Raw genomic sequence first — 13,122 nt, 5'->3', positions numbered from 1 at the left:
ACAATGCCATCTGTAGCATTTTATACATTGGGCTGTAAAGTTAACTTTTACGATACCGAAGCGATTTGGCAGCTTTTCAAAAATGAAGGATATGAGCAGGTTGATTTCGAATCGACTGCCGATGTTTACCTGATCAATACGTGCACGGTTACGAATACAGGCGATAAGAAGAGCCGCCAAATCATCCGGCGTGCGGTCCGCCGCAATCCCGACGCGGTCATTGCAGTAACGGGATGTTACGCGCAGACCTCGCCGGCGGAGATTTTGGCGATCCCGGGTGTCGATCTGGTTGTCGGAACGCAGGATCGCGACCAATTGATGACCTATATCGAGCGTTTCCAGACGGATCGCCAGCCTGTTAATGCCGTGCGCAACATTATGAAAACCCGTGAGTTCGAGGAGCTCGATGTTCCGGATTTCTCGGAGCGTACACGCGCGTTCTTGAAAATACAAGAAGGCTGCAATAATTTCTGCACGTTCTGTATTATTCCTTGGTCACGAGGTCTTTCGCGCAGCCGCGACCCGCAAAGCGTCCTTAATCAGGCGCGGCAGCTGGTCGATGCCGGATACAAGGAGATTGTTCTTACGGGCATTCATACCGGCGGTTACGGAGACGATCTGGAAAACTACCGTCTGTCGGATTTACTGTGGGATCTGGATAAGATCGAAGGCCTGGAACGGATTCGCATCAGCTCCATTGAAGCCAGCCAAATTGACGACAAAATGATCGACGTGCTGAACCGCTCGGAAAAAATGTGCCGTCATTTGCATATTCCGCTGCAGGCGGGCAATGACGATGTGCTGAAGCGGATGCGCCGTAAATATACGACAGCCGAGTTCGCCGAGAAAATCCGTCTGCTGCATCAAGCGATGCCGGGTGTTGCCATAACGACGGACGTCATCGTTGGATTTCCAGGGGAGACCGAGGAAATGTTCCGCAGCGGCTATCAATTCATGGAGGAGCTTGGGTTCGCCGAGATGCACGTATTCCCGTACTCCAAGCGGACAGGTACCCCTGCGGCACGTATGGAAGATCAGGTGGATGAGGAAGTAAAGAATGATCGTGTGCATCAGTTGATTGATTTGTCCGAACGGATGCAATTAGCATATGCGAAGCCGTTCGTCGGCCAAGTGGTCGATGTCATTCCAGAGCGCGATTATAAGGGAGCGCCGGGCAGCGGACAGGTTATGGGGTATTCAGGTAATTACCTGCAGGTTGTATTCGAGGGCTCGGAATCGTTAATCGGGCAGTTGTGCAAAGTGAAAATTACGGAAGCGGGCGTCAATGAATGCAAGGGACAGCTCGTCCGCGTGATGCAGGAAGGCTCCGGAAGCAATGTTAACCCGGCCGTAACGGCTGTTTAAGCGAACAGTCACCTGCTATAGAACCAGCAATACGAGGATTTTATCGATGCGCCTGAGAGATGGACGCGCGGTAAAATCCTTGTTGCGCATCAGATAAGGAAACGGGGGACGGAAGAATGAAGGAAATTTCTGCGGGCGGCGTTGTATTTCGGCGTGTCGATAATCAATTACATATTCAGCTTATTCAAGATCGATACGGTAAAATTTCACTTCCAAAAGGAAAAATGGAGCCGGGGGAGACCATCGAGCAAACCGCGCTGCGCGAAATTGTTGAGGAAACCGGCATGGAAGGCAAAATTATCGCACCGATCGATCTAATCAAGTACCAATACGTGCATGAAAGCAATGGAACCGTCGATAAAGAGGTTCACTATTACTTAGTCGAAGCCGTAGGCGGAACGCTGCAAGCGCAGGTAGAGGAAATCAGGGGCGTGGAGTGGTTTGCGCCTGAGGAGGCATGGCGCAGACAACGCCAGTCCGGTTACGATAATAATGATCGGATTCTAGCAGGTGCATTGAAGCTGCTCGGCGTGGAGGTATAGCCTAAGCACGCTGCTGAATGCCTTTATAACGAATGGGACGGAGAATGACGGCGCAACATAGGCAGATAGCATAACGGCAGAGCAAGCAGAGAGCTTGCGATATTAAATAGGGTTTGCGCATGGGCGATTTGGCCGGCCGGATCGGAAGTGAACCATGCAGAGACGGCTTGCAGCTCATGGACGAGAGGGGCAAACAGCAATGCGCCGCCCAGATTGAGCGACATATGGGCCCAGGCGACGAATTGTCCGGGTACAGAGCCGCCGATGGAAGCGAGCAGCGGTGTGGCGCAGGTGCCGATATTCGCGCCAAGCACGACAGCAATGCCCAGCTCGACCGGCATTGCGCCAAGCGTCACAAAGCCCATCACAATACCGATGACGGCTGCGCTGCTATGTATGGCTGCAGTAAGCACCATACCTGCTGCCATGCCTAACGGTACCGTACTGCCGGATTGCTCGAGAAACCAGCTGAACAATCCGCTGGATTGCACATGTGGAGCGACCGATTGCATCATGCCCATACCGGCTAACAGCATCGCGAATCCGCCGCAGGCTACTGCGATAAAACGCAGCGATTGCAGCCAAACGCTGCGTCCGGCATTTTTCCATAGCCCGTACTCATCGAGCAGCACAGTAAACAGCCATACTGCTATTGAGAGCTCTAGCAGCGGCAGGGACAGCTTATTCAAGTTCAATCCGATCAGCTCAGTCGTAATGCAGGTGCCGATATTGGTGCCTAACACAATGCCTAACGTACGTTGGAAGGTCAAAATACCGCTGTTAACTAAACCGATTGTGATAACGGTGACGGCAGTGCTGCTTTGCAGAAAAGCCGTTGTTAACGTACCTACCGCCAGCCCGTGAATAGGCGTTGCTGTGCTGCGGTGCAATATAGAGGTTAAATAGGGGCCTGCCCACCGGTGCAGGGCCAGTTCCATTATTTTCATACCGGCTAAGAAGACCGTAAAGCCGATTGCCATAGGCAGCAGAATGGAGATAAACATCCCTGGATCAGCCCTTTCTGAAAAAGCTTATGCTAACCATTTATATGCTGTGAACTATACAAGCATGACAAGCATGACAAGTATGGATTGGCTGTCGTTATGCTTTTATCCTGTGCAAGAACAAGGAAGGAACGAGATCGAATCGTGAGAGCGAAAATCGTATTGAACCGCGGCCGTAAGCCGAGGCTGGAGCAGGGGCATCCCTGGATATATGCAAACGAAATGGAACGAATGGAAGGGGAAGCGGTCCCTGGCAGCTTAGTTGATGTTGTCGATCATAAAGGGCGTTATCTAGGTACGGGATATTGGAATCCCAAATCACAAATTATTGTGAGAATTGCCGCATACCGTCCGATTGAAGAAATGGATCATGTTTTCTTCGTTGAGCGGCTGCAGCAGTGTAAAATTCACCGCGAACGGTTTGTAAAGGATCAGAACGACTGCCGGCTTGTTTACGGTGAGGCGGATTTTCTGCCTGGACTGACGGTTGACCGGTTCGGCGATGTGCTCGTCGTACAGCTGTTGACGCTTGGCATGGATATCCGCCGGGAGACGCTGGTCGCCGCGTTAATCGAGGTGTTCGCTCCGGCGGGTATTTACGAGCGCAGCGATGTCGGCGTGCGCGCGTTGGAGGGACTGGAAGAAAGGACGGGCGTATTGTACGGCGATTGCCCGCGCATTGTAGAAATTACGGAGAACGGCTTGCTGATGGAAGTGGATATTGTACAGGGCCAAAAGACAGGTTATTTCTATGACCAGCGTGAGAATCGCGCTTCCATCGCGCCATTGATGACAGGCTTTGGATACCGCAGCGGCATTCGGTTAGAAGCACGCGAGCAGCAAGACCTGCCTGAGGCTTGGATGGGTGTAGAAGAGCGGGAAGGAAAAGTGCTCGTTCCCGTTAATGCAAACGGCAAGGTCGTCTCCTTTCCTTATTGGGATGGCGCGACGGTACTGGAATGCTTTGCGCACACCGGCAGCTTCACGCTTCATGCGTGCAGCTACGGGGCGAAAAAGGTGACCTGCCTGGATGTGTCCGAGCATGCGATTGAAACGGCCAGACGTAACGTTGAGCGCAACGGTTTTACAGATCGCGTGGAGTTTGTTGTGGCGGACGCATTTGATTATTTGCGTACGCAAGTGAAGGGGCTGGAGGAGCGAAAAAATCGCGCCGGCGGAAAAGCTGACACCTCGAAGCCGCTTGGCGATGCCGGACGCACATGGGATGTCGTCATTCTCGATCCGCCGGCCTTCGCCAAAACAAAGAGCGCCGTTCCCGGTGCGGTTAGAGGTTACAAAGATATTAATCTGCAGGGAATGAAGCTTGTGAACGAAGGCGGCTATCTCGTGACGGCAAGCTGCTCCTACCACATGCGCCCGGAGCTTTTTCTGGAGACGGTGCAAGCGGCTGCTGCCGATGCAGGCAAGCTGCTGCGCCTCGTGGAATGGCGGGCGGCCGGAAAAGATCATCCGCAGTTGCTAGGCGTTCAGGAAGGCCACTATTTGAAATTTGCAATTTTTGAAGTCCGCTCGAAAGAGACGTTATAGAAGAATTGATTTTTGCAGTACTTGTTGGACAGGAGGGAGAAGCTTGGAACAATCACTACTTGAATTCACCAAGAAGCTTGCCGAGGAGGCCGGGGCGCTGATCAGGGAACGAATGGCGGAGCGTGGAACCGTAGAGCAGAAGACCAATGTTTCGGATCTTGTTACCGAAGTGGATAAGGCCAGTGAACGGTTGATCATGTCCAGAATTGCCGAGGCATATCCCGATCATTGGATTCTTTCCGAGGAATCCAATGGGCAGGAAAATTCCTATGCTGCTTTCCAGTCCCGGGGGAGCGGCTACGGATGGATTATTGATCCGATCGACGGGACGACGAATTTTATTCACGGGCTGCCCCATTTTGCTGTCTCGATCGGAATCGTGAAGGATAAAGAACCGTTGATCGGTGTCGTGTATAATCCGTTGACCCGGGAGCTGTTCTCGGCACTCAAAGGCCATGGCGCTTACCTTAATGGACGGGCTATTGAGGTGAGCGAAGAGAAGACCGTTGCAGAAGCACTGCTCGCAACCGGCTTTTATGCGGGTGACTGGCGGGAGGCTTCGCCGGTGCTGCCGCAGGTGGATCTTATGGTCGGGCGCTGCCGCAACCTGCGCATGATCGGCGCTGCCAGCCTCGATCTCTGCTGGGTTGCAGCGGGCAGGCTGACCGGTTATTGGCATCGGGGGCTGCATCCATGGGATGCTGCGGCAGGTTTGGTTATTGTTCGCGAAGCGGGCGGTACCGTTACCGATGGCCAAGGTGAAGATTATTATTTAACCCAATTTACGATTGCTGCCACAAACAGCTGGATTCATGATGAACTAATCGCACTGACGAATTAACAAGAAGCCTGTTAACGGAGGCTCAGACACGTAATAGCTCAACTTTTCCTCGTTAACGGTCATGAGCGCACGTTAGAAGCTGATTATCCGACGGTTCACCGGCTTTTCGCATCGTAAGCGTCTCTCATGTCCGTTATCGCACAAAGCAAACCCGTCTCTCCGCCGGCAGCGATGAGGCCAGGGGACATGCTGGCTCTTGGCTCCACCATACAAAAGAACAAATGCGGCTGCATTCGAGCTGCGTTTTTTTGTTCTTCACTGTTAGTGTCAGGCTGCAATGGAAAAATATACGCTTCTTTTTTTTGATTCATAACAGAACATCTGTTTGTATATTGGCGTGAAAAGCGCTCTTGGGTGTGATAGAATAATAGAATCATAGAAACGGGAGGGAGCATACAGTGGCGCTCCAATTTGTGCTTGGAAGATCGGGAACGGGAAAAACGCGGTATTGTCTGGATCGCATCAGGGAGCAGTTGAGACAAAGTCCCGACGGTCCGCCGCTTATCATGCTTGTGCCGGAGCAGGCGACGTTTCAAACAGAGTATGCCTTGGTCCGGACTCCGGGGTTATCCGGGACGATTCGGGCACAGGCGTTAAGCTTTCGCAGGTTGTCCTTTCGGGTTATGCAGGAAACAGGCGGCACCGCATTAATTCCAATCCATGAGAACGGCAAAAATATGCTGTTATATAAAATTGTCCAGCGTATTGGCGCTGAGCTGCAGCTTTTTCAAGGAGCAACCGAGCAACAGGGCTTTATTGAGCGGCTCGGCGAGCTGCTGACGGAGTGGAAGCGTTACGGGATCGATGCGCTGGCGCTTCAAGACCATATGTCCTCGTTTATGTCCGGCGATATGAATACATTGCTTGACCGCAAGCTTCATGACTTGCAGTTAATCTATCATGAGATGGAAAAAGAGCTGGCCGGCCTGTATATCGATGCCGAAGATTATTTAAGCTGGCTGACAAAAGGCTGCGGTGAGGCGGAGGTACTGCAGGGCGCGCATATTTGGGTGGACGGATTTTACGGCTTTACGCCCAATGAATTTGAAGCGCTGGGCCAGCTGATGCGACGCGCTTCGCAGGTTACTGTAACGTTATGTCTTGACAAGCCGTATCAGGAAGGGGAACAGCCGCATGAGCTTGAGCTGTTCCATCCGACGGCCGAAACCTATATTAAACTGCGTGACCTGGCGCTGCAATCGGGTGTGGGCCTGGAAGAGCCGATCTTGCTCGAAGGAGATCCGCCCGTCCGCTTCAAGAACAGTCCGATGCTGGCTCACCTGGAACGCCATTTTAAGCACCGTACGGCGATGCTGGTCACAGACCGCTCGTCGTTCGACCTTGAAGATTCGCGCTGCGGCGTCTCGCTGCATGCAGCGGCGCACCGCCGGGCGGAAGTGGAGGCGGTCGCCAGAGATATGCTGCGCAGAGTCCGCAGCGACGGGCTTCGTTGGCGTGATTTTGCGGTCATGGTGCGTAATGGCGCTGACTACAATGACTATATTACGACTGTGTTTAGCGACCACGACATTCCATTTTTCCTTGACCAGAAAAACAATGTGTTAAATCATCCGTTCATCGAGTTCATCCGTTCCGCTTTGGAAACAATCGTTCACGAGTGGAGATATGAAGCCGTATTCCGTTGTATCAAGAGCGAGTTCCTGCTGCCAATGGATGGAGAGGTGAGCCGCGAAGCGCTCGACAGGCTGGAGAACTATGTGCTGGCAGCAGGCATTGACGGCAAACGCTGGCTCGACCGGAAACGCTGGCGTCCGTTGGTACAGGATTCATTGGACGAGCTGCCCGGCGATTTGGGAAGGGCGGATCAGGAGGCTTTTGAAGCCATTATGGACACCCGGGAGGCTGTTGTCGGTCCGCTGCGCCGATTTCAGCAGTCGATCCGCAAAGCCGGCGATGTCAGAGCGATGTGCGAGTCGTTGTACCGTTTGCTTGACCATGTCGGCGCAGCGGACCGTTTGGAGCGTTGGAGCAAATTGGCGATTGAACGGGGGGATATGAGACGGGCACGCGAGCATAGGCAGCTTTGGGACGGGGTTATGGACCTGCTGGATCAGCTCGTAGAGATGATGGGAGACCAGAAGGTTTCGGCCATGCTGTTCTCAGGCATGCTTGAAGCGGGGCTTGAGAGCTTGAAGCTGGCGGCAGTGCCGCCATCGCTGGATCAGGTGCTGATCGGCAGCATGGACCGGACACGGTCAGGCACAGTCCAGGTCTGCTATGTCCTCGGAGCCAATGACGGCGTGATGCCGATGCGCGTGCAGGAGGATGGAATATTATCGGAGCAGGAGCGGGACCGGCTGGCGGGAAATGGCCTGGTCATGGCCCCGGGCGTGCGGCGCAGGCTGCTTGATGAGCGGTTTATGATCTATAATGCGTTAACAACCCCTCGCTGTCATTTGTGGATCAGTTATCCAATGTCCGATGAAGAGGGCAAGAGCCTTCACCCTTCAGAGGTTATCCGGCATTTGAAGCTGATGTTCCCCGGCATGCCGGAGCGTATGATAACCGGTGAGCCGCAGGTTAATCAACCCGCTTTGCAGCAAATGGATTATATTGTCCATCCCGACCGGACGCTGTCCTATTTGATTGCCCAATTGCGGGCGTGGCGCCAAGGCCAGGAGATCGCGGACATCTGGTGGGAAGCATTTAACTGGTTTGCGGTGCGTCCTCAATGGCAGGACAAGCTGTCGCTGCTCGTATCTTCGCTGCAATTCAGCAACTTTGAAGCGCCGTTGTCGCTGGAAACGGCCCGGTTGTTGTATGGCGACCATCTGAAAGCAAGTGTGTCGCGCATGGAACGATTCGTTTCCTGTCCGTTCCAGCATTTTGCGATTCACGGCCTGCGCCTGCAGGAAAGGAAATTATATCGTTTGGCCGCGCCGGATATCGGCCAGCTCTTTCATGCGGCTTTAAGCAAGCTTGCAGGTGAACTGGGAGAGAGCTGGGGAACCGCACAGGAGACTCATATTCGGACGCAAGCGGCTGACACTGTAGACGAGCTTGCGCCGCGGCTGCAGTCGCAAATTCTGTTAAGCAGCAGCAGATTTCAATATATTGCCCGTAAGCTTAAGGAGATTGTCGCGCAGGCCGCCGTAATATTAGGGGAGCATGCACGGCGTGCGGAGTTTCGTCCCATAGGATTGGAGATCGGATTCGGGCCGGGTATGCAGCTGCCTTCTCTGGTCCTGCCGCTTGATCAGAATCGAACGATGGAGATTATCGGCAGGATTGATCGTGTCGATGCTGCGGAAACCGAAGAAGGCTTACTGCTGCGCGTCTTGGATTACAAGTCGTCGTCTACGGCTCTGCGCCTCGAAGAGGTTGTAAACGGGATGTCGCTGCAGATGCTCACTTACCTGGATGTTTTGCTTACCCACGCCCCGTCTTGGCTTGGCCGCCCGGCCGCTGCGGCAGGCGTGCTCTACTTCCACGTCCATAATCCGCTGCTCAGCGCCTCAAACGGACTAGCCCGCGACGAAGCGCGTCAGCTGATGATGAAACGATTCAAGCTCAAAGGTCTGCTGCTGGCTGATGAACATACCGTGCGGATGATGGACAGTGCCCTTGATACGGGCTACTCTGAGCTGCTTCCGGTCGCGCTGAAGAAAGACGGAAGCTTTTACAGCAGCTCCTCGGTCGTCAGCAGAGAGCAGTGGGATGTTTTGCGCCGTTCGGTGCGCGGGACGATCGGGAGGATCGGCAAGCGCATTACGGAGGGAGAGGTTTCGATCACGCCTTACCGAATGGGCGGCAAGACGCCTTGCGCCTACTGCTCGTATAAGCCGGTCTGCCAATTCGACCCGCTCTTCGAGGGCAATGGTTATGTGAAGCTCTCCAAACGCAGCAAAGAGGAAGTATGGCAGACGCTGGCGGAAAGCGCAGAACTGGGCAGGCAACTGGAGGAACAATCAAAAACGAAACGAGTCTTGATCGAAGAGGAAGGGGGAGAAGACGTTGGTAACGGAGCATAATGATCCTAAGCCCGCGGGCAGTACATGGACAGACGAGCAATGGCATGCCGTCGTGGCCGGCGGCCGCGATATCCTTGTGGCTGCAGCCGCGGGTTCTGGCAAGACAGCTGTACTTGTGGAGCGGATCATTCGAAAGATCACAAATGATACCGATGTCGATCGGCTGCTTGTTGCGACCTTCACCAAAGCGGCAGCCTCGGAGATGAAGGAACGGATTCGGATTGCCCTCGAGAAGGAGCTTGAACGCAATTCCGCTTCCGACCATCTGCGACGCCAATTGGCATTGATGAATCGTGCATCGATTACAACGCTGCATTCCTTTTGCTTGGATGTGATTCGTCGTTATTACCCGTTAATCGGATTGGATCCGGGATTTCGCATCGCCAATGAAACGGAAGCGGAGCTGATGCGCATCGATGTATTGGATGAGCTGTTCGAGCAGCGATACGCAGATATCGATAACAGCAGCGGCTTTGTTAAGCTGGTGGACGATTTTGGCGGAGAGCGGGGAGATGAGCCGCTATACCGATTGGTACAGCAGCTGTATGATTTCTCCCGAAGCCAGCCTTGGCCTGAGTTTTGGCTCCGTGAAACGGCTGCAGCTTTCCGCGTATCGACTGTAGAGGAGCTGAGCCGGACACAATGGGTCCAAAGCTTGGTTATCGATGTGAAGCTGGCGCTGGACGGGGCAAAGGCCCTGCTGGAGCAAGCGATCGACGTCACCCGGTTTCCGGGCGGTCCGGATGCCTATGCCGATACGCTGTTGGATGATTTATCGATGGTGTCCGGTTTGCGGCAAGCGATCGAAGCGCTGCCTTGGCTGAGTTGGTATGAGGCATTCCAAGGAGCGGGGTTTGGCAAGCTGAAGGCCGTTCGCGGCGACAGCATCGATAAAGCTCTGCAGGAGAAGGCTAAAACGCTGCGTGACCAGGCCAAGACGCTCGTAACCGATCTGATCGGCGAGCTGTTTCAAAGGCCTCCCGAAGTGTTTTTATCCGAGCTGCAGGAGGTTGCGCCGCAAATGGAGGCGCTGGCCGAGCTGGTCATCGATTTCGGAGCCCTCTATGAAGCGGCGAAACGGCAAAGGGGACTGCTTGATTTCGGGGATTTGGAACATTATTGCCTGCGCATTTTGCGGGATCCGGCCTCTTCGCCTGAGCGGACAGTGCCTTCTGCTGCCGCGCTGGAATATCAGAAGCAGTTCGATGAGATTTTATTGGATGAATATCAGGATACCAATTCGGTGCAGGAAGCTATCGTATCGCTGCTTGCTTTGCCGGGGACGGGCAACCGGTTTATGGTCGGCGATGTGAAACAGAGCATTTACGGTTTCAGGCTTGCCGAACCAAAGTTATTCCTGCACAAATACAAGACGTTCACAGGTGAAGCGGAAAGCGGACTGCGCATTGATCTTGCCCGAAACTTCCGGAGCCGGAAGGAAGTTGTGGACGGGGTTAATGATGTGTTCCGCGGCATTATGCGCGAGAGCGTCGCGGAGATGGACTACGACCGCAGCGCTGAGCTTGTAAACGGCGCGGCATTCCCTTCTGATGAGCTGGGCGGAGTAAGCCGCTATGCAGTCGAGCTGACGTTATTGGACCGGGCAGGCACTTCGGCAGAACTGGACGATGCCTCCAGCTATGACGCGGAGAATGAGTCGGAGGAGGGGCAGGAAGCTGCCGTTGTTGATGCGGCGGATTTGCAAACCGCACAGATTGAAGCGAGATGGATCGCAGCGCAAATCCGGAATTTGCTTGATGGGGGTAACGGTACTGAGCCATTCCGCGTCTATGACGGAAAAGGCGGCATAAGCCGGCCGGTGGCTTGGCGGGATATCGTTATTTTGCTGCGTGCTACGCAGCAATGGGCGCCTATTCTTATTGAAGAGCTGCAGGCATTCGGGATTCCGGCCTATGCCGAGCTGAACAGCGGTTATTTTGACGCGACTGAAGTGGAGATCATGCTGTCGCTCCTGCGTGTTATTGATAATCCATATCAGGACATTCCGCTGGCGGGAACGCTTCGCTCTCCGATCTTCGGGCTGAATGCCGAAGAGCTTGCGCTTGTCCGGGTTTACGCCGGAAAAGGTCCCTATTACGACGCTGTGCTGCAGGCATCCGAAGATTTACTGTTGTCCGAGCAGACGAGACGAAAGCTTGGGTTGTTCCTTGAGCGGCTGGGAAGATGGCGGGAGGAAGCCAGGCAAGGCTCCTTATCGGATCTATTGTGGAGCATTTACAGGGAAACTGGCTATTATGATCTGGTCGGCGGTTTGCCCGGCGGGGTTCAGCGGCAGGCGAATTTGCGCGCTTTGCACGATCGGGCCCGCCAGTATGAAGCGACTTCCTTTCGCGGCTTGTTCCGCTTCCTTCGTTTTATTGACCGGATGCGCGAGAGCGGGGGAGATTTAGGCACGGCACGCGCGCTTGGCGAACAGGAGGATGTCGTGCGGATCATGTCGATTCACAAAAGCAAAGGACTGGAATTTCCGATTGTTTTTGTCGCCGGTCTGGGAAAAACCTTTAATATGCAGGATCTGAACGGTTCTTTTCTTAAACATAAGCAGCTTGGTTTTGGCCCGAGGTTTATCGATTCCGAGCTAAGAGTCGGTTATCCGACACTGCCGTATTTGTCCATCCGCAGAAAAATGCGTATGGAAATGCTTGCGGAGGAAATGCGTATCCTCTATGTTGCACTAACACGCCCGAAAGAGAAGCTGTTTCTTGTGGGGACGGCCTCCGACGCGCAAAAACAGCTGGAGCGTTGGCAAGCTGCCGCCGCAAGCGGGTATATTCCTGATCATAGCCTTGCATCGGCCAGAAGGTTCATGGACTGGCTGCTTCCGCTTGGGCTGCAGCAAACCGTCCGTATGGAGCAGCCGCCGGACGCGCACCCTGGCGATGCCGGTTGGAAGTTCGGCGTAGCTCCGGCATCTTTATATGCAGCTGAAGCAGCTGCTGCAATCCAAGAGGACGCCGAGACTGAAGCGGAGCGGTCAGCGAGGCTTGATGCTGTCTTGTCTTTGGCGTTAATCGACAATGCGGCCAGTACAGACGAAGCGGAACAGATCGACAGCCGCTTGTCCTGGCGATATCCGTTTGCCGAGGCATCCATGATCGCCGCCAAAACATCGGTAACTGAACTGAAGCGGCTGCACAGTGAACCGGAGTACGATGACGGGCAGCGTTTAGAGGAAATTGGTGTATCAACGTTAAACAGCAACAATCGATCTTCGGCAGGCATCTCATCGTTCAGGCTCCGCCGCCCCCGATTTATGGAGGAGATCTCCTTGACTGCAGCGGAGCGGGGAACTGTGAGCCACTTGCTGATGCAGCATGTGCCTTTGAATATTCAGGTTGACCGTGAAACGCTCGAGCAAACCGTACAGCGCATGCTTGATTGCAGCTTGTTAACCGCTGAGCAGGCAGAGGCCATTGATTTGAATGCTGTGGAAGGCTTTTTCACAAGCGAGCTTGGCACCAGGCTGCAGCGGGCCGGATGGATCCGCAGGGAAGTTCCGTTCAGCAGCGCGCTTCCTGCAGGGCACGTTCACCGTTCTGTTATGGATGACAGGATCCTTAGCGAAGAAACGGTGCTCATTCAGGGTGTTATCGACTGCTTGTTTGAAGATGAGCAGGGACTTGTACTGCTCGATTACAAAACCGATCGGATCCTTAATGGACGATGGGAAGAAACGGCAGAGAGACACCGATTTCAGCTGGAGCTTTATGTAGAGGCGATCGGCGGTATTCTCGGGCGCAACGTGGACGAGAGTTATGTGTTCTTCTTTGACGGGGGGCATTCCGTGCGGATGACATAATGGTGTTCAG

8 protein-coding genes are annotated in these 13,122 nt (G+C 54.0%); 6 read left to right on the top strand and 2 right to left on the bottom strand.

Translation table 11 applies throughout. From position 1 onward, the window contains the following. Positions 1-3 precede the first annotated feature (3 nt). Both mtaB and IEW11_RS14825 read left to right on the top strand, forming a co-directional pair. Positions 4-1,365, top strand: coding sequence for a tRNA (N(6)-L-threonylcarbamoyladenosine(37)-C(2))-methylthiotransferase MtaB (gene mtaB, locus IEW11_RS14830; RefSeq protein WP_188531835.1), 1,362 nt, complete (start codon positions 4-6; stop codon positions 1,363-1,365). 116 nt (positions 1,366-1,481) lie between these two features. Next, positions 1,482-1,907 carry an NUDIX hydrolase gene (locus tag IEW11_RS14825; protein ID WP_188531834.1) on the top strand — a complete coding sequence of 142 codons (426 nt, stop codon included), beginning with the start codon at positions 1,482-1,484 and terminating at the stop codon, positions 1,905-1,907. Between the two features lie 23 nt (positions 1,908-1,930). On the opposite strand, the gene IEW11_RS14820 is transcribed toward IEW11_RS14825, so the two are convergent. Further along, positions 1,931-2,911 carry a Na/Pi cotransporter family protein gene (locus tag IEW11_RS14820; protein WP_188531833.1) on the bottom strand — a complete coding sequence of 327 codons (981 nt, stop codon included), beginning with the start codon at positions 2,909-2,911 and terminating at the stop codon, positions 1,931-1,933. Positions 2,912-3,010: 99 nt separating this feature from the next. On the opposite strand from IEW11_RS14820, the gene IEW11_RS14815 reads away from it, so the two are divergent. Both IEW11_RS14815 and IEW11_RS14810 read left to right on the top strand, forming a co-directional pair. After that, a complete protein-coding gene (locus IEW11_RS14815) occupies positions 3,011-4,459 on the top strand; it encodes a class I SAM-dependent rRNA methyltransferase (protein WP_188531832.1) in 1,449 nt (482 codons plus the stop codon). 43 nt (positions 4,460-4,502) lie between these two features. Then, positions 4,503-5,300: an inositol monophosphatase family protein gene (locus IEW11_RS14810; protein ID WP_188531831.1), complete on the top strand. Its 798-nt coding sequence runs from the start codon at positions 4,503-4,505 to the stop codon at positions 5,298-5,300. Between the two features lie 95 nt (positions 5,301-5,395). On the opposite strand, the gene IEW11_RS14805 is transcribed toward IEW11_RS14810, so the two are convergent. Then, positions 5,396-5,611, bottom strand: coding sequence for a hypothetical protein (locus IEW11_RS14805; protein ID WP_188531830.1), 216 nt, complete (start codon positions 5,609-5,611; stop codon positions 5,396-5,398). 87 nt (positions 5,612-5,698) lie between these two features. Between IEW11_RS14805 and addB the strand changes: the two genes are divergently transcribed. Together addB and addA are read left to right on the top strand one after the other, a co-directional pair. After that, complete coding sequence (gene addB, locus IEW11_RS14800) at positions 5,699-9,292, top strand: helicase-exonuclease AddAB subunit AddB (RefSeq protein ID WP_188531829.1); 3,594 nt, start codon at positions 5,699-5,701, stop codon at positions 9,290-9,292. Next, complete coding sequence (addA, locus tag IEW11_RS14795; protein WP_188531828.1) at positions 9,276-13,112, top strand: helicase-exonuclease AddAB subunit AddA; 3,837 nt, start codon at positions 9,276-9,278, stop codon at positions 13,110-13,112. The genes addB and addA overlap by 17 nt, the downstream gene beginning before the upstream one ends. Positions 13,113-13,122: the final 10 nt, after the last annotated feature.

The sequence above is a fragment of the Paenibacillus abyssi genome, from assembly GCF_014640295.1.
Taxonomy (GTDB): Bacteria; Bacillota; Bacilli; order Paenibacillales; family Paenibacillaceae; genus Paenibacillus_D; species Paenibacillus_D abyssi.
The sequence above is the reverse complement of the archived record's forward strand: the minus strand, read 5'-3'. Positions and strand labels throughout refer to the sequence as shown.